14 protein-coding genes are annotated in these 17669 nt (G+C 45.1%); 10 read left to right on the top strand and 4 right to left on the bottom strand.

Annotated elements, in window-relative coordinates; all coding sequences use genetic code 11:
* The first annotated feature begins 99 nt into the window (after positions 1-99).
* The 6 genes from ACHA99_RS13935 to deoD all read left to right on the top strand — a co-directional run bounded on the left by ACHA99_RS13935 (position 100) and on the right by deoD (position 7388).
* The gene (locus tag ACHA99_RS13935; protein WP_113939306.1) at positions 100-1395 is read left to right on the top strand and encodes a NupC/NupG family nucleoside CNT transporter; all 1296 of its coding nucleotides are present in this window, start codon (positions 100-102) and stop codon (positions 1393-1395) included.
* Between the two features lie 347 nt (positions 1396-1742).
* Positions 1743-2651: an outer membrane protein OmpK gene (locus ACHA99_RS13930; RefSeq protein ID WP_106651300.1), complete on the top strand. Its 909-nt coding sequence runs from the start codon at positions 1743-1745 to the stop codon at positions 2649-2651.
* A 424-nt stretch (positions 2652-3075) separates the two neighbouring features.
* On the top strand, positions 3076-3846 hold the full coding sequence (deoC, locus tag ACHA99_RS13925) for a deoxyribose-phosphate aldolase (RefSeq protein WP_219234627.1): 771 nt from the start codon (positions 3076-3078) through the stop codon (positions 3844-3846).
* 184 nt (positions 3847-4030) lie between these two features.
* Entirely contained in the window at positions 4031-5362 is a 1332-nt protein-coding gene (gene deoA, locus ACHA99_RS13920) for a thymidine phosphorylase (protein ID WP_393943346.1), read from the top strand.
* A gap of 9 nt (positions 5363-5371) precedes the next feature.
* Positions 5372-6586 carry a phosphopentomutase gene (locus ACHA99_RS13915; protein ID WP_105251710.1) on the top strand — a complete coding sequence of 405 codons (1215 nt, stop codon included), beginning with the start codon at positions 5372-5374 and terminating at the stop codon, positions 6584-6586.
* A gap of 91 nt (positions 6587-6677) precedes the next feature.
* Positions 6678-7388: a purine-nucleoside phosphorylase gene (deoD, locus tag ACHA99_RS13910; protein ID WP_006086929.1), complete on the top strand. Its 711-nt coding sequence runs from the start codon at positions 6678-6680 to the stop codon at positions 7386-7388.
* A gap of 190 nt (positions 7389-7578) precedes the next feature.
* Here the strand turns inward: deoD and ACHA99_RS13905 are convergent, their stop codons facing one another.
* Positions 7579-8613, bottom strand: coding sequence for a YtjB family periplasmic protein (locus tag ACHA99_RS13905; RefSeq protein ID WP_393943499.1), 1035 nt, complete (start codon positions 8611-8613; stop codon positions 7579-7581).
* A 79-nt stretch (positions 8614-8692) separates the two neighbouring features.
* Here ACHA99_RS13905 and serB point away from each other — a divergent pair, with 79 nt between their 5' ends.
* Both serB and ACHA99_RS13895 read left to right on the top strand, forming a co-directional pair.
* Entirely contained in the window at positions 8693-9673 is a 981-nt protein-coding gene (gene serB / locus ACHA99_RS13900) for a phosphoserine phosphatase SerB (RefSeq protein WP_393943343.1), read from the top strand.
* A 115-nt stretch (positions 9674-9788) separates the two neighbouring features.
* Positions 9789-10775 carry an alpha/beta fold hydrolase gene (locus ACHA99_RS13895; protein ID WP_263176279.1) on the top strand — a complete coding sequence of 329 codons (987 nt, stop codon included), beginning with the start codon at positions 9789-9791 and terminating at the stop codon, positions 10773-10775.
* Here the strand turns inward: ACHA99_RS13895 and ACHA99_RS13890 are convergent.
* Complete coding sequence (locus ACHA99_RS13890; protein ID WP_393943341.1) at positions 10772-13153, bottom strand: PilZ domain-containing protein; 2382 nt, start codon at positions 13151-13153, stop codon at positions 10772-10774. The genes ACHA99_RS13895 and ACHA99_RS13890 overlap by 4 nt on opposite strands.
* A gap of 100 nt (positions 13154-13253) precedes the next feature.
* Between ACHA99_RS13890 and radA the strand changes: the two genes are divergently transcribed.
* The gene (gene radA, locus ACHA99_RS13885; protein ID WP_006082696.1) at positions 13254-14618 is read left to right on the top strand and encodes a DNA repair protein RadA; all 1365 of its coding nucleotides are present in this window, start codon (positions 13254-13256) and stop codon (positions 14616-14618) included.
* Between the two features lie 81 nt (positions 14619-14699).
* On the opposite strand, the gene ACHA99_RS13880 is transcribed toward radA, so the two are convergent.
* On the bottom strand, positions 14700-15071 hold the full coding sequence (locus ACHA99_RS13880; RefSeq protein WP_173243387.1) for a PilZ domain-containing protein: 372 nt from the start codon (positions 15069-15071) through the stop codon (positions 14700-14702).
* Positions 15072-15751: 680 nt separating this feature from the next.
* Here ACHA99_RS13880 and ACHA99_RS13875 point away from each other — a divergent pair.
* A complete protein-coding gene (locus ACHA99_RS13875; protein WP_105251716.1) occupies positions 15752-17104 on the top strand; it encodes an NCS2 family permease in 1353 nt (450 codons plus the stop codon).
* A 62-nt stretch (positions 17105-17166) separates the two neighbouring features.
* On the opposite strand, the gene ACHA99_RS13870 is transcribed toward ACHA99_RS13875, so the two are convergent.
* Positions 17167-17598: a CBS domain-containing protein gene (locus ACHA99_RS13870; protein ID WP_393943338.1), complete on the bottom strand. Its 432-nt coding sequence runs from the start codon at positions 17596-17598 to the stop codon at positions 17167-17169.
* Positions 17599-17669: the final 71 nt, after the last annotated feature.

Here is a 17669-nt window from a genome sequence, read left to right as displayed (position 1 = left end):
CAAAACGACGATTTTCGACTTTGCCTCGGGTATAATCTGACTCGGAAATAGGTTGATTAACAACATAATTAAAAAGTGTTAACAATAGGGTGATGGTTAATGGATATATTAATGAGTTTAGTAGGGGTGGTCACCCTACTTGCGATAGGTTTCCTCCTATCGAATAACAAAAAAGCAATTAATTTACGTACAGTGGGTGGCGCGTTAGCTATCCAAGCTGCCTTCGGTGGTTTTGTACTGTATGTTCCAGTTGGTAAAGACATTCTGAAAGGGATGTCTGATGCGGTTTCTAGCGTTATTGGTTACGCACAAAACGGTATCGGTTTCCTGTTTGGTGATTTAGCTAACTTCAAACTTGGCTTTATCTTCGCAGTTAACGTGTTACCCGTTATTGTGTTCTTCTCTTCTCTGATTGCGGTTCTATATTACTTAGGCGTTATGCAGTGGATCATCCGTATCATCGGTGGTGGTTTACAAAAAGCATTGGGCACAAGCCGTACTGAATCTATGTCAGCAACAGCTAACATCTTCGTTGGTCAGACTGAAGCCCCATTAGTGGTTCGTCCATTCATTCCAACTATGACGCAGTCTGAACTGTTTGCGATCATGGTGGGTGGTTTGGCATCAATCGCGGGTTCAGTATTGGCTGGTTACGCGCAGATGGGTGTACCTATCGAATACTTAGTTGCCGCTTCATTTATGGCAGCACCAGGTGGTCTATTAATGGCTAAACTGATGCACCCTGAAACTGAAGCTGCTAAAAATGACATGAGCGATTTACCAGAAGATCCTGACAAACCAGCTAACGTATTAGACGCCGCTGCTGCAGGTGCTTCATCAGGTATGCATTTAGCCTTAAACGTAGGCGCTATGTTGTTAGCCTTCGTTGGTTTGATCGCTATGGTCAACGGCATTATTGGTGGTGTGGGCGGTTGGTTTGGCGTTGAAGGTTTAACACTTGAACTGATCCTTGGCTATGTGTTTATGCCTTTAGCATTCCTTATCGGTGTGCCTTGGAATGAAGCATTAGTAGCAGGTTCTTTCATCGGTCAAAAGATCATTGTTAACGAATTCGTTGCTTACTTAAACTTTGCTCCATATATCTCTGATGCTGCCACGGCTTGTACAGCAGTAGCTGCTGAAGTTGTTAAAGGTCTGCCGTTATGTGTTGCTGAAACTCAAGCTGTGATGACTCATAGAACACAAGCGATTATTTCGTTTGCTCTGTGTGGTTTCGCTAACTTGTCTTCAATCGCGATTCTGCTTGGTGGCTTAGGTGCTATGGCTCCTAACCGTCGTCATGATTTAGCTACAATGGGTATTCGTGCGGTTATCGCCGGCTCTTTAGCTAACTTAATGAGCGCAACACTTGCTGGTTTGTTCTTAGCTATCTAAGTAGCAACAGTAGGGGGAAACCCCACTAACTGGGTCCTGACCATGCAGGGCAGGGCCTAAGTTAATTCAACCATTTTCCAGTAGTGATTCCTGTAGTGAATAGTTTCTCCAATTGAAAAACACAGAATGCAACTGAAGTGTAGCTGTTATTCTGTCTTAAATGTCGTGAGTCTACGGTTACGTTAATTAATCGTAATGCAGAAGTCGCGACTTTGTTCACAATTAAGAATTTTGTGTTTGTGATTTTACGCTAGATTATTGAGATTTTTTTTAATCTAGGTAGAATGCGAACGCCACAAAAAGAACGCTACCCTCGATGGTAGCAAACAAGATAAATGGGGTTGATGATGAAAAACGTTAAAACTTTAGCTTTAGCCGCTACTGCAGTAGCAGCAATCTCTGGCAACGCATTTGCCGCTGACCGTTCTGATATCTACGCAACAGATTACAAATGGATGCAGTTCAACGCTATGTATGCAATTGATGAACACCCAATTGCTCCAGGTGCCGATGCAGAACATAACTACCTTGAAATGGAGTTTGGTGGCCGTAAAGGTGTTGTTGACCTATATGGTTATGTTGATGTATTCAACTTAGCAAACAGCGGTTCTGGCGACAAAGTTGCTGGTGCAAGCAAAATGTTCATGAAATTTGCTCCACGTTTTTCACTGGATGCAATCACAGGATTAGATCTTTCAGTGGGTCCAATTCAAGAAGTGTACTTCTCTACTCTATTTAACTGGGGTGGTGGTGCAATTAAAGGTCAAAGCATTTCTTTTGATGTCGAGGATCATCCTGGCCCACAAAAAATCAATAACGCAGGCGATGTAAACATGTCGTTCTGGGGTATTGGTGCTGACGTTATGGTGCCTTGGTTAGGTAAAACTGGCATGAACTTATATGCTACTTACGATATCAATGCTAAGGATTGGAATGGTTACCAGTTTTCTGCTAACTGGTTCAAACCTTTCTACTTCTTTGATAACAAGAGCTTCCTGTCATTCCAAGGCTATGTTGATTATCAATTTGGCGCTGATGAAGTAAATGCCTATGACACAAATGGTGTTTATCAGAATACGACTTTTACCTCTAACGGTGGTAACGTGTTCTTTGGCCTATATTGGCATTCAGATAACTACGCTCTGGGTTATGGTCTGAAAGGCTTTAAAGATGTCTACCTGCTTAAAGACGGTGGCACTTTTGGTCTAGATACGACTGGTTGGGCACATTACTTCACAGCTACTTACAAGTTCTAATTTCTTGTAATACTAGTTGCTTGTTGGAGCCGCATTATGCGGCTCCATCTTTAGTTTTACCATGAGTCTTTATCTAAGCCTATTAGGCTAACAAGTGGGTTTATATAAAGGTTTGTGTTTTTCTCGCGCTAAAATGGATTTTTCGCGGAAAAGTAGGAGCAAGATTTTATTCGTATCCTCTCTTCCGGTCTTCAAGGATTCAAGTCGTGGTCACTTATAAGTTATTTTAAGTGTCAGGATGCCTATTGTTCTTTATGACTTAGGCAAGATTGAATACCTACAACAAGGTAGTTTGTACAAGCAAATTACTCGGCACCGCCTGAAGGCCCGGCCATATAAAAATAATCAAAATAATGCCACCTCTCAAGCGTTGCTTTTATGCGACTGATTTCTATTCATTTAATTTTTATTTTGGAGAGCTATTATGACTGATTTAAAAAAAGCAGCACAACGCGCCATTGAGTTAATGGACTTAACGACTTTGAATGATGACGACACAGATCAAAAAGTGATCGACCTGTGCCACAAAGCGAAAACGGCTGCGGGCAATACTGCCGCTATCTGCATTTATCCACGTTTCATCCCGATTGCACGCAAGACGTTAGATGAGATCGGTGCTGAAGATATCCAAATTGCCACTGTGACTAACTTCCCCCATGGCAATGATGACATTGCCATTGCTGTGCTAGAAACTCGCGCCGCTGTTGCTTATGGTGCCGACGAAGTTGACGTGGTATTCCCATACCGCGCACTGATGGAAGGCAATGAAACAATTGGTTTTGAATTAGTTAAAGCCTGTAAAGAAGCCTGTGGTGAAGTCTTGTTAAAAGTCATCATCGAATCTGGCGTGTTAGCTGATCCTGCACTTATCCGCCGTGCATCAGAGCTTTCAATCGATGCAGGTGCTGACTTTATTAAAACCTCTACTGGTAAAGTGCCTGTAAACGCCACACTTGAAGCCGCTGAAATCATGTTAACTGTGATTAGCGAGAAGAATACACAAGTAGGCTTCAAGCCTGCCGGTGGTGTGCGTGATGCTGCACAAGCGGCTGAATTCCTTGGTGTTGCTGAGCGTATTTTAGGTGCTGAGTGGGTTTCACCACGTACCTTTAGATTTGGTGCTTCAAGTTTACTAAACAGCTTGCTGCACACACTAGAACTGGCTGATGCGCCTAAGCCAACTCAAGGCTATTAATTGCAAACTATCGCTGATTAATACTATCAGCGTATAGCGAGCCTAATTAAGTGTGACCTAAATCTATTTGGCAAACTCAAAACTTCGATAGTATGAACTTGTAATATTGCTACAGTTTTGATGTTTCATTGCAAAGATAAGCACTAGCGACAGAGTTGTTAGTGTCTATCTTGGAGGCAGTATCATGTTTCTAGCTCAAGAGATTATTCGTAAAAAACGTAATGGTTTAGCGCTAAGTTCCGCAGAAATACAGTTTTTTGTTCAAGGTATCACTACTAACGCAGTCTCAGAAGGTCAGATTGCCGCATTAGGCATGGCTGTGTACTTTAATGACATGAATATGGATGAAAGAATCGCTTTAACGACAGCGATGCGTGATTCTGGCACTGTACTTAATTGGCAATCATTGGGACTCAATGGCCCTGTTATCGACAAACACAGCACTGGCGGTGTGGGCGATGTGATTAGCCTTATGCTTGGCCCTATGGCTGCGGCTTGTGGTGGTTATGTACCTATGATTTCTGGGCGTGGCCTAGGTCATACGGGCGGCACGCTCGATAAGTTTGATGCCATTCCGGGTTATCAAACTGAGCCATCAAGTGAATTATTCCGCAAAGTGGTTAAAGAAGCCGGTGTGGCGATTATTGGTCAAACAGGTGATCTCGTTCCTGCCGACAAACGTTTCTATTCTATCCGCGATAATACCGCCACCGTTGAATCTATTTCCCTCATCACAGCGTCGATTCTGTCTAAGAAATTAGCCTGTAATTTAGATGCGCTAGCGATGGATGTGAAAGTCGGTAGTGGTGCTTTCATGCCAACCTATGAAGCATCGGAAGAATTAGCTCGCAGTATTGCAGCTGTTGCTAATGGCGCGGGCACTAAAACGACAGCTTTGCTTACCGATATGAATCAAGTGCTTGCATCTTGTGCCGGTAACGCGGTTGAAGTGAAAGAAGCCATCGACTTTTTAACGGGTGCTTACCGTAACCCGCGTTTATATGAAGTCACTATGGGTCTTTGCGCTGAGATGTTGCTTCTGGGCGGTCTTGCAAGCAATGAAGCCGACGCTCGCGCTAAACTGAATCGTGTGCTCGATAATGGTCGCGCTGCAGAACTCTTTGGCAAGATGGTGTCGGGTCTTGGTGGTCCAGTCGATTTTGTTGAAAACTACAATAAATACCTACCGCAATCACAAATTATTCGCCCAGTTTTTGCCGATATGCAAGGTTATGCCTATAGCATGGATACCCGTGAATTAGGTTTAGCGGTTGTGACCTTAGGTGGCGGCCGCCGTAAGCCCGGTGATGCACTAGACTATAGTGTTGGCTTAACTCAAGTGTGTGCTTTAGGCGATAAAGTAGATTCATCGACTCCGATTGCCGTTATCCATGCACAGTCTGAAGCCGCCTTCGCGGAAGCTGAACTTGCGGTGAAAAAAGCGATTCACATTGGTGAAACCGCTCCAGAAAAAACACCTGAGATCTATGCCTATATTCGTGCATCGGATCTTTAAGGAAGAATTATGAAACGTACCATTATTATGATGTTGGACTCCTTTGGAGTCGGTGCTTCTGCTGATGCAGCAAGCTTTGGTGATGTCGGTTCCGATACCTTTGGTCATATTGCTAAAGCATGCGCCGAAGGCAAAGCCGATATTGGCCGTGAAGGCCCGCTGAAATTACCTAACTTAGCGCGCTTAGGTTTAGGCCATGCAGCGATGGAAAGTACTGGCGCCTTTGCACCCGGTTTTGGCGATAATGTTGAGCTGATTGGTGCTTATGGTCATGCACAAGAGTTAAGTTCGGGTAAAGATACGCCGAGCGGTCACTGGGAGATGGCGGGCGTGCCCGTACTATTCGAGTGGGGTTATTTTAGCGAGCATCAAAATTCTTTCCCTAAAGAACTGACGGATAAGATCTTAGCCCGTGCAGGTCTGGATGGATTCTTAGGTAATTGCCATGCCTCAGGTACAACCATTTTAGAAGAGTTAGGCGAAGAGCACATGCGCTCTGGCAAGCCTATTTTCTACACCTCTGCTGATTCAGTATTCCAAATCGCTTGTCATGAAGAAACCTTCGGTTTAGACAATCTCTATCGTCTTTGCGAAATAACCCGTGAAGAGTTAGAGCCTTACAACATAGGTCGCGTCATTGCCCGTCCATTTGATGGTACTGGTCCAAGTGATTTTGCCCGTACCGGCAATCGTAAGGATTATTCGCTCGCGCCACCTGCAAAAACTGTACTCGATAAGCTGAAAGAGGCTGGCGGTGAAGTGGTGAGTGTAGGCAAGATTGCCGACATTTATGCTTACTGTGGTATCACTAAAAAAGTGAAGGCGAACGGCTTAGAAGCACTTTTCGATGCGACTTTAGCCGAAGTGAAATCTGCGGGTGATAACACTATAGTGTTTACTAACTTCGTTGATTTCGACTCTCACTACGGTCATCGCCGTGATGTTGCTGGCTACGCCAAAGGGCTGGAATATTTTGATGCCCGTTTGCCTGAAATGCTCGCATTATTAGGTGAAGACGATCTGCTGATTTTAACGGCGGATCACGGTTGCGATCCAACATGGCAAGGCACGGATCATACCCGTGAATATGTGCCAGTATTAGCCTTTGGCGCTGGATTGAAAGCGGGATCGCTGGGTCGTCGTAATAGCTTTGCCGATATCGGCCAATCTATTGCGAGCCACTTTAAGCTTGAACCTATGGCCTATGGCGAATCGTTCCTTTAGGCAAATTAGCATTTATTTCGATTTGGCGGCTGACATTTGCCGCCAGTAAACAAAGACTTAAGTCTTAATAAAATAAACAGGGGTTATTTCGATGGCAACACCACACATTAATGCTGTAGAGGGCGCATTCGCTGAGACAATGCTGTTTCCAGGCGATCCATTACGTGCAAAATATATTGCTGAAACATTCTTAGAAAATGTTGAGCAAGTGACTGATGTTCGAAACATGCTAGGTTTTACTGGTACTTACAAAGGTAAGCGTATTTCAGTAATGGGTTCTGGCATGGGTATTCCTTCATGCTCTATCTATGCAACTGAATTAATTCGTGATTACGGCGTTAAGAACCTGATCCGTGTGGGTACTTGTGGTGCGATCAGCACTGACGTTAAAGTACGTGACGTGATCATCGGTATGGGTGCATGTACTGACTCAGCGGTTAACCGTTTACGTTTTAAAGGCCAAGATTTTGCCGCTATCGCTAACTATGAGCTGATGAATGCGGTTATCGAATCTGCGAAAGTTCGTGGCACTAAAGTTCGCGTAGGTAACATTTTCTCTGCGGACCTGTTCTACACTCCTGATCCACAAATGTTTGACGTGATGGAGAAGATGGGCGTATTAGGCGTAGAAATGGAAGCGGCTGGTTTGTACGGCGTTGCCCATGAGTTTGGTGCGCGTGCCCTGTGCGTTGTGACTGTATCTGATCATATCCGCACCGGTGAAAAGACTTCTGCAGAAGAACGTCAAACCACATTCAATGACATGATCATCATGACATTAGAAGCGGCGATTACACTGTAACTGTTACGCTGTAAGAGTGTGCTACTGAAAAAGGGTTCGCAATGCGAACCCTTTTTTATGCCAATTTTTAGCGGCTGTTCTATTCGACTTTGTTATTAATGGTTTGGTTATTAGAAATTGCTTGTTTATGGCTTATCTAGAGCTTAGCTATCAATAGATTAGTGATTTACCTTATCTATCGAAATAGATATTAACCTGTTGAATCTGTGTCGAGATCACTTGGTTCACTGGGTGTTTTTGGCGTCGAGGTTTCGGCCGCAGCGGCTGTTGCTTTAGTCGCGTGTTTTACCCGACGGACACTTTTTACTTTAGGTTTAACCTTAACAGGTACCGCTTGTTCCGCATCGTTTGCCGCGTTTTCAACTGCTGTATTATCCTGTAATTCCAATGATTTTTCTGACGTTTTTTCGGCCTTAGTTTGCACACTGGTCTGAGTGAGCTTATCGGTATTTGCCTCTGTCACTGCTTTTTGCGCCTTAGTGGGTTTAGCCACTTTTTCTTGTGGATTATCAGTGGTCGACACTGTTTGATCTTCGGTTAGCACTTGCGCCAAACCATCATTAACACTTTCTGATGGCTCTTCAGCTATGGATCGTTTCTTAGGTTTTTTCGGCGCTTGACGCAACTTAACCCGAAAGCGACGGCGGTCGAAGTCGGCACGTTTGAAAGACAAAGAGCGTGAAAGCAACATACCAATCAAGCCTGCAACCAGCAGCATGATTTGTTGTTGCTCCATGTTTAAATTATGGGCTTCTTTGATTTCGTTGAAAAATAACTTGGTATCAAGTCTGACTTCGACATAACCTAGATTTTTCCCTTCTTGGATCACGGGCTCTACATAGGGAGGATATTTGCTTAGCAGCAAATTCATTTCTTCCGAGTCAGGATCAACTACATCCTTAGTGATGCTTTGAGCGAAGGATAGCCGCATGCCTTGGTCACTGAAGATGGCGGCGGACATCACCTTAGGATCTTCCACTAAAGCGCTGGCGAGCCATTGCAACTGCTCATCATTTTGCAGTTGTAGCGCGGGTGCGGCACCATAAGCGGTTTGCTGTACCAGTAATCTGGCCATCTTTTGAGTTTGGGACTTTAGAAGCAGCTGACCTTGTAGTAGGCTTGTTTGCCACAATTGCACTAAGCCGAATATTAAGGCGAATGCGGCGGCAATTTGGATCAGTCTACTGATTTTATGGCTTTTCTTTAGCCCTTTAAGATATAACACTTTGACCCTTAAAATGTAGAGCGCTTGCCTAATCATAATTGATTCTGAGTGAGCCCGATAGTTGGAGAATTTAAGTCCGATGGAAAGCTTGAACCAAGATGCGCTTTTTTTGTGGTTAGTCTCTGACCATTCCCCAAGGTTTGAACGCCAAGGGCAAGTGTTTGAACGTTATCAAGAGTCAGCAAACCCCGCTGGTGTTTCACGTGTGCGAATTATTTATCAAGATGCCGTGGTAGAGGCGACAATATCGGCATGGATAGCGCAATTACCTCAGTCTAACGTTATCGGTATCGCCCATATCGAACGACAAGTTGGTTTACATTGTATCGAGTTGGCACTGGTAAATTTGCCTTCTCAGGCGCAGTTAGCGGCATTCCCGCAGTCTTTAGCTGAACTGCATGTCATTCATGCTGATTTGCCTTGCTTGAATCATCCCGGCTTATTAGTGATGGATATGGATTCCACAGCGATTCAGATTGAATGTATTGATGAATTAGCGGTCATGGCAGGCGTGGGTGAGCGCGTGGCGGCGATTACTGAACGTGCTATGCAAGGTGAGCTAGATTTTGAGCAGAGTTTGCGTCAGCGCGTTGCACAGCTTAAGGGCGCCGATGCCAGTATTATCACGACCTTGTGCGACAACTTGCCTTTGATGCCAGGGCTTGAGCCCATGCTTTTAGAACTTAAATCCCATGGCTGGCGTTTAGTGGTTGCATCTGGCGGCTTTACGCCTTTTGTTGGCCATTTAAGGCAGCTTCTAAACTTAGATGCGGCCTTTGCTAATGAGTTAGTGATCACTGACGGTAAACTTGCGGGGGAAGTAACAGGTAAAGTTGTGGATGCGCAGTTTAAAGCAGATGTGGTTGAGCGTTGTAGTGAGCAGTGGCAAATTCCAAAAGGCCAAAGAGTCGCGATCGGCGATGGCGCGAATGATATTCCTATGGTGATGGCAGCGGATTTTGGTATCGCTTTCCATGCCAAACCTAAGCTGGCAGCGGCGGCGGATGCCAATATTCGCCATCTCGACCTGCGGGTTCTACCTTATCTGCTACAAATCTAGGTTATTCATTTATTTAAATATAAGTCTGGATAGAGACTGAGTTAGAGCAATGACTCTTGTCTTTTATTGATGAGCTGGTAGTTTAGGGATATTGATAAACTACCAGTGACTTATTTTGACTCAGCTCGCCCAAGGCTCAATTTCGACCATTTCACAGTCTTCAATCTACCTGCCGTACCGCGATGGTCAACTGCATCTACGCCAGTTATTACCGGCTGCGCCTGATTTTTCTAAAACGCCTATCCTCATGCTCCATGGCGCTATGTCTAACGGTCGGGTGTTTTATAGCCTGAGTGGCCGTGGTCTTGGTTGTTATTTAGTGAAGGCGGGATTTGTGGTGTATGTGCTGGATACTGCAGGAAGAGGGCTCAGCTTGCCTAAAATCGATCGTGATTTTACCTTAGGGCAGGGGGAAGTGATCCGCGAGCAGTTACCTTTAGTGCAGCAGGCGATTCTCGATTTACATCAAAAAGTCTGCCAAGAGCAGACGACTCGTAAAGCCGTGGCGCCTTCGCAGGTGCATTGGTGTGCCCATTCATGGGGCGGCGTGTTGATGGCGAGTAGTTTGGCCCGATATCCTGATTTGCAGCAAAGCGTTCGTTCACTGCTTACTTTCGGTAGCAAACGGACAATTCGGGTTAAGTCCTTCAAAAAGTGGTTAATGGTTGATGTTTTTTGGAATCGTTTAGCGCCAGGTTTAGCGATGGGCCAAGGTTACCTCGCCGCCGATAAGCTGCGCATTGGTATGGACAATGAGAGCCGTGCCTCATTAGTTCAAAGTATCGATTGGGTGCGGGGCGATTGGATCGATCACGATGATGGGTTTGATTATGCGAAAGCGGCAAAGCGCGCTCATTGGCCACCGGCTTGGTTTATCTCAGGGCAAAACGATACTGTGTTGGGGCATCCAGAAGATGTGGCGGATATGGTCGTAGAGTGTGGCTTTAAACGGGTTAAATCGACGCTTCTCGCTAAGGAGAATGGCTTTAAGCATGACTATGGCCATGCAGATATGCTGACGCATTTAGATGCCACCAGTGATCATTTTCCTAAGATAAGGGATTGGTATTTAAGTTTTGATCTGGCGGTATTGAACAATTAAGACTGCTTTTTATGAAGTACTGGGTATCTTAATTCGACTTCTTGGGTAATATCTAACAGTTCGCCGACACCAATCACACGCCATAACTGTTCTTCTAACTGTTTAGCTTTATGGTTTGCATGAATATTAATGTATTCCAATTCACGGCGTAGGTAGTTCATGTCAGGCTTCTCTGTCGCGCCGCGATAAATCCGTAGGGCGAGGAATCTGCCTAATGCTTTGCTCTGATTGATAAAGGTTATCTGTGCTTCGACACCACCGATTTCAGTTGCAAGAGTGCACTTTAAAAAGATTTTTCCGCGAGATTGACGAATTAACTGAATAAACACTTCAATAAAATCCATGTCCTGTTGAGGTTTCATTTGACGGATAGGTTCGAGAATATCTCGCTTAAAAAAACCGTCTTTTAGCAGCGGCGCTAAATTATATTGCAGAGTATCTGAGGTGCCCGCGGCAAAAATATCGCTGATCTCATCCTGTTGTGTACCAACGCCTAAACAAGCGACTTGGGCAGATTTTGTCGTTTTTTCAACAAAATAGGGCACAGAATGTAAATCATGCATCAAAATATTTTTTAAACCATCTGCAAGTTCTTTGATTTCACTATTGTTTTCGGTGAGTTGCTCTAATTTTTCTTTGTTATGGGCGATAAGTTTATTTAAAAATTCGACCCCAACATGGGGCGTATGACCCATAACGGCGGTTAAATGTAGGGTTACACCATTCTTGCGGGTACGCACTAAGCGGTAGGGGAGGTTATCTAGCTGTGTTTTGCCTGCAATGGTTTGGAGCTTTGGGAAGCTTAACAGTAGTGGTTTATTTGATGAAAAATCTGCAGGATTATCCAAGGTTAATTGCATGCCTCGGCTAGAAATATCTAAAGTAATGCCCGTGGCTTTGTGCTTGTCTTGAGTCACATTGACTAAGGTTTTAAAGGCGAAACGCGCTTCTTGGCGTCGCTCGCTAAACTGCATGGAAACTAACTTAATTTGATTGGTGGTCAGTCTTTGTTGACCAAAGGTTTTTAGGGCGTTGGCATTGCTATCGTCTTGCCAAGCTTTGTAATGGCCTCTGGTATCTTCGTTGCTGATTTCGATGAGCTGAAGCAAATGACTAAATTGTGATAATTGTTGTTCGACCAATGGGCTAAATTTTGCTTCATCTCCTGGGAGGGTCGCACGTCGATAACCCTTATCATGATAAATTTTATCTTGGGTGACTTTGAAGATCCGCCAGCTGGGCTTGGTCGATGCAAAGCCTAAAAATAAAGGCATCATGCCCTTAGCTTTAAGCTCTGCTAAGGTGGCAGAGTAAAAATATAAGCAACCTTGGGCATTATAGGTAAAGCTAAAAAATAGCCCATGGTCGGGATTTTCAGGGTGATTAAGTAGCTCAGATAAACGGCTTGGTGTCAGCATAGCTGGTAACTGGCTCACATCATTTTCATCTTGAAAATAATGTACTATCTGCTGGTTGTCTCGGCTGAGTAGCATGTGGCTCAAACCTTGCGTTTGAGTATTGAAATATAAAGGTAAGTGCGGTAAGTGGGGTAAATAATGACGCTCAAATCCAAGCCCTGTTGCTGTGACTATCACATCATTCACATCTACTTTGTAACGCAGTTTGTAGCCGCGGATTAAATTGCCAAGCATTTCACTTAAGGCTTCGCTGCCCCCAATACGCTTGAGTCTTAACCAAATATATTCGCCATTGGTTTGGCTATCGACAACCTCATAGTCAACACCGAGCTGGAGATCGGGATAGTAAAATTCCTCACTGAGTTCCAGTAACTTTATTTTTAGGGGATGGTCGAGATCGAAGGGATGGTTGGCTGCAAGACGAATACGGGCACCACCTACGGATAAATCTGCAGTTATTCCTTGTACTTCACCACGACCGGTTTGCGATGCTGCGATGCGAATACTGTAATTCATCCGCTCTTCTGTGCGGTTGAAATAACTGCCTAATACCACGCCGGGCACCATAAAAGGCTCTGATTCTGCGGCCTCTACCTGCGTGACACTTTGGCGCAACTTTAACCGACGTTGTTGGTGAGCATTGAGCACATACTCGTATACTCCCAAGGTATATTGGTTGCGAAACAGTGACATGGCCTCATGCATACTGTTTTTGGCGGGTTCATCTAAAAAATGTCGCTGTTGACCTAACATCACTTCAACACAAGGAAGCTCAGATTTATCCCTGAGATCGATAATTCGCGTGCATGGTGAAGCCAAACGACTGAGTTCCATTTTCACTAGAAAACGGGTCGAATTGGTTTCATCTATCGTCAGCTGCTGGAAAATCTCATGGAAGTTAGGTTCCATGAGCAATGGCTTGAGCTGTTCGATGAGTGCACTATGGTTATCTAGACTCATGTAGGGTTCTTTTTAATGCTTATTTTGTATTGGGCTGTTAGTCTTATGTCGGCAGTATTCGCAGTTACTTAAATTGATTTTATACAGATTTTAATGAGTTATGGCAAAGAATAAAACGGCGTACGTATGTAATGAGTGTGGACAAGACTTTCCCCGTTGGCAAGGGCAGTGTAGCGCTTGTCAGGAATGGAATACGATCACTGAGGTGAGGCTCGGTGCAGCGTCGCCTGGGCGCAGCACTAAGTTTGTCGGTTATGCCGGAGCAAGCAGCAATGAAGTGAAGACATTAGATCAAATCGATCTTAATGCCTTACCGCGGATCTTGAGTCATTTTGGCGAATTAGATCGAGTGCTCGGTGGTGGGATTGTACCTGGTTCTGCCATTTTGATTGGCGGACATCCAGGCGCAGGTAAGAGTACGCTTTTATTGCAAACTCTGTGTCATTTGGCCGAGCAAATGCCTGCACTGTATGTCACGGGTGAAGAATCGTTGCAGCAGGTAGCGATGCGCGCCCATCGCCTTGGTTTACCAACCAATAAATTGCGGATGTTGTCTGAAACCAGCGTCGAGCAAATTTGCGAAGTTGCCCTTAAAGAATTGCCTAAAGTCATCGTTGTTGACTCGATTCAAGTGATGCATATGAGTGATGTGGCATCGAGCCCTGGCAGTGTGTCGCAGGTGCGTGAATCCGCTTCTTACTTAACCCGTTTTGCGAAAGAAAATGGCATTGCCGTGATTATGGTCGGCCATGTAACCAAAGATGGCAGTTTGGCTGGGCCCAAGGTATTGGAACATTGTATCGACTGCTCTGTGATGTTCGAAGGGGATAGCGATAGTCGTTACCGCACCTTGCGCTCCCATAAAAATCGTTTTGGCGCGATCAATGAATTAGGTGTATTTGCCATGACCGAGCGCGGCTTAAAGGAAGTCGCCAATCCTTCGGCAATCTTCCTCTCTCGTGGTGAAGAAGAATCATCTGGCTCGCTTGTCATGGTGGTTTGGGAAGGCACCCGGCCCTTGTTGGTGGAGCTGCAAGTGCTGGTGGATAACTCAGCTATGTCTAACCCGCGCCGCGTGGCTGTGGGTATGGATGCAAACCGTTTGGCCATGTTGCTTGCCGTAATGCACCGCCATGGTGGTTTGCAGATGTCGGATCAGGATGTGTTTGTTAACGTGGTGGGCGGCGTGAAAGTAACGGAAACCAGTGCCGACTTAACCTTGCTGCTTGCAATGGTATCGAGTTTTCGCGGTGATATTTTGCCTAGCGATTTAGTTGCCTTTGGTGAGGTCGGGCTGTCCGGCGAAATTCGTCCTGTGCCCAATGGGCAAGAGCGATTAATCGAAGCCGCTAAGCATGGTTTTAAGCGAGCAATCGTGCCCAAGGCCAATGTGCCGAAAAAGCCTCCAGCTGGGATGGAAGTGGTGGGTGTTTCTAAGTTATCCGAAGCGCTAGAAGCGATTTAGCATCAAATGCTCGCGAATGAGATTAACACCAGCAAGCAAAACAGCGCCATTAGGCGCTGTTTGTGTTTGTGAGCGAGTGTCTTAATCTGTGATATTGTGTTTTTCGATAAACAACATGAGTTCACGATTTAGCAAAGAAGCATCACCTAGGTTCAGTTCCACCATACGTTTTAGGTGGCTGATACTATCAACATCGATAAAGTTACACTTCAAACCTAATTGGGCATTTTTTTGATGGACCAACTCAGTTTCCATACGGATCTCAATGTCAGATTCTGGTAAGGCAAAACTGAGGGTAATAGCATCACCCGAATTAATAAAATTTTGCGGTTCTTCAACCAAGGCGCCATTTAGACTCAAATCGAGAATGGTCGTCTCCCACTGTGCACCACCTTGCTGTAGATGTGCGCTCGTGGCAAATAGAATCCGCGAAAACTTACGCCTTTCGTCCATACCCAATCCTTTTTCTTTCATAGTCAGCTAAGTGTAGTCCCATCAGTGCCTCTAAGCATAAGTCATATTGATGTGGCTGTAAAAGCAGAGTAATTTTTTGTTCAATAAAGCTACCAAGATCGCATATTCACGCAGGCGGTGTGAATGACGAGGTGTTCGTTACATAAAGCGTAAGTGTGGCTCCTTGTACTACAACCCCTGTAACATTAATACACTAAGTATCAAGGTTTGGTTGACTTGCCATATTCTAATATTGGGAGATGAAGGAGGGGGTGAAGTTAGCGTACGTTTACGCGGCACTGGCAGACTCTTATCGTGATTAATGTGATATTAAGTAGCAGTTATTACATAGGTTTAGGCGTTTTTTTAAACAACAGATTTCAGTTTTTGCCGCTAATTTTTTATCGAAGTGTAGGCGATGTCTTAGCTATCTTTGGGAGATTCCAGTATCATCCGCGGCCAACAACGGCTGCGTCTACATGGTTAATGGCTTTTTAATCATCGCGAGGCATCACTGCTTGCAGATCATGGATTTTTCCCACAGTAGGAAAATGATGTGGATCTCTCACCCAAGTCTGATGGATTTGGGGCTCTAATCTGCCGCAGCCAGCGTCGCCAATTGCGTTTTAGGGTAATTGGTACCGACCCCATTTTAAGAGATCACAAGGTATAACAATATTATGTCTGAGCAATTGAGTTCAACAGCCGTATCCTCTGGTTCGTTTCTAGACCGTTATTTTTCTATTCAACAACGTGGTAGCACAGTTCGCCAAGAAGTGATTGCGGGATTCACAACCTTCCTCGCTATGGTCTACTCAGTGATTGTGGTGCCAAACATGTTAGGCCAAGCGGGGTTTGATCCCGGCGCCGTGTTTATCGCCACCTGTTTAATTGCTTCATTTGGTTCTTTGCTCATGGGTTTATGGGCTAACTTACCTATGGCGATTGGCTGCGCGATTTCGCTTACTGCCTTTACTGCGTTCAGCTTAGTCCTAGGTCAGGGAATGTCGATTCCAGTCACTTTAGGCGCTATTTTCCTAATGGGTGTGACCTTCACGCTTGTGAGTGTGACAGGTATTCGCCAGTGGGTGCTGGCGAATTTACCAAAGGGCATAGCCCACGGTACAGGCATAGGTATCGGCTTGTTTTTACTTTTGATTGCGACTAACAGTGTGCAGTTGATTGTGGCAAATAGCGCAGGCTTACCTGTGAAGTTAGGCGACATTAACAGTTTACCTGTTATCGCTACCGTTATAGGTTTAGCGGCGACAATTGGTTTAGAGCGCCGCGGTGTACCAGGCGGTATTTTGTTGGTGATTATCGCGCTATCGGTATTTGGTTTAGTGTTCGATCCGAGCGTTAAATACCAAGGTTTGTTCGCCTTGCCTGATTTTACCTCAGAGCATTCACTGATTGGTCAGCTCGATATTATGGGTGCCTTTAATCCTGTGGTCTTGCCTATCGTATTAGCGTTAGTGATGACGGCGATTTTCGATGCGACCGGCACTATTCGTGCTGTGGCTGGCCAAGCTAATTTACTCGATAAAGACGACAATATTGTCGGCGGCGGTAAAGCCTTAACTTCAGACTCAGTCAGCAGTATGGTGGCAGGTTTAGTCGGCGGTGCACCAGCGGCTGTGTATATCGAGTCGGCGGCGGGGACTGCAGCGGGCGGTAAGACAGGTTTAACCGCGACTATCGTTGGCGTACTGTTTTTATTGATGATGTTTTTAGCGCCATTAAGCTACTTAGTGCCTGCCTATGCGACAGCGCCTGCTTTGATGTATGTGGGTTTGTTGATGCTGAGTAATGTGGCGAAACTCGATTTTGACGATAAAGTTGATGCCATGTCGGGCTTAACCTGCGCTGTGTTTATCATCTTAAGCTGTAATATCGTTACCGGTATTATGCTGGGTTTTGTGACACTGGTGGTAGGCCGTATTTGCAGTGGCGAATGGCGCAAACTGAAGTTAGGCGTGCTTGCCATCACCTTAGGTTTAGTGGTGTTTTATATGGGTGGCTGGGCGATTTAAGTTAGGCAAACTGAGTGATTTGAACTGAGTTATTGAGAACAGAAGCGAGTGCAGTCTTAGGATTAGCACTCGCTTTGATTTTGTGCTCTGTACTCACAATAGGTACGTAATAAGTCTTTCCAAGTAACAATCCCAACCAATTTACCGTCCTCTAACACGGGTAAGCAGCCTATATTGTTATCTAATAACATGCGGGTGGCCGTGTCTAAATTGATGTGAGGTGCGACGGTAACCGGATTACGCGTCATCACTTGATGGACACGTTTTTGTAGGGTTTCTAAGTCTCTTGCGGTTTCCGCGCTACTGCCCAAGTTCGGGCTAATCGCGCGCAATAGATCCCGCTCCGATAACACGCCTTCAAGTTGATACTCATCGACGACCAACAAGTGATGAAAGCTCGCTTGGTCGAAGATTTCCTTCGCCACAGTTAATCGATCGTCCATTTCAACCGTGACGACTCGGGTACTCATAATATCGGCGATAATGATCGGCATGATGATCCCCTGTTAAGCTTGCGCATCCTAGGATGCGCTCTGTTAATGCGCTGCATTACAGTTACTTATAA

Origin of the sequence: Shewanella sp. S23-S33 (assembly GCF_043359565.1) — a bacterium.
In the GTDB taxonomy this organism is placed as follows: Bacteria; Pseudomonadota; Gammaproteobacteria; order Enterobacterales; family Shewanellaceae; genus Shewanella; species Shewanella oncorhynchi.
This window is presented reverse-complemented; position numbering and strand designations above follow the sequence as displayed.

Bases quoted from the DNA above. Each gene is read 5' to 3' on its own strand.
- ACHA99_RS13875 (WP_105251716.1), top strand. From the start codon at position 15,752: ATGTCTGAGCAATTGAGTTCAACAGCCGTATCCTCTGGTTCGTTTCTA.
- deoA (WP_393943346.1), top strand. From the start codon at position 4,031: ATGTTTCTAGCTCAAGAGATTATTCGTAAAAAACGTAATGGTTTAGCG.
- deoC (WP_219234627.1), top strand. From the start codon at position 3,076: ATGACTGATTTAAAAAAAGCAGCACAACGCGCCATTGAGTTAATGGAC.
- ACHA99_RS13930 (WP_106651300.1), top strand. From the start codon at position 1,743: ATGAAAAACGTTAAAACTTTAGCTTTAGCCGCTACTGCAGTAGCAGCA.
- deoD (WP_006086929.1), top strand. From the start codon at position 6,678: ATGGCAACACCACACATTAATGCTGTAGAGGGCGCATTCGCTGAGACA.
- serB (WP_393943343.1), top strand. From the start codon at position 8,693: ATGGAAAGCTTGAACCAAGATGCGCTTTTTTTGTGGTTAGTCTCTGAC.
- ACHA99_RS13935 (WP_113939306.1), top strand. From the start codon at position 100: ATGGATATATTAATGAGTTTAGTAGGGGTGGTCACCCTACTTGCGATA.
- ACHA99_RS13880 (WP_173243387.1), bottom strand. From the start codon at position 15,071: ATGGACGAAAGGCGTAAGTTTTCGCGGATTCTATTTGCCACGAGCGCA.
- radA (WP_006082696.1), top strand. From the start codon at position 13,254: ATGGCAAAGAATAAAACGGCGTACGTATGTAATGAGTGTGGACAAGAC.
- ACHA99_RS13915 (WP_105251710.1), top strand. From the start codon at position 5,372: ATGAAACGTACCATTATTATGATGTTGGACTCCTTTGGAGTCGGTGCT.
- ACHA99_RS13870 (WP_393943338.1), bottom strand. From the start codon at position 17,598: ATGCCGATCATTATCGCCGATATTATGAGTACCCGAGTCGTCACGGTT.
- ACHA99_RS13890 (WP_393943341.1), bottom strand. From the start codon at position 13,153: ATGAGTCTAGATAACCATAGTGCACTCATCGAACAGCTCAAGCCATTG.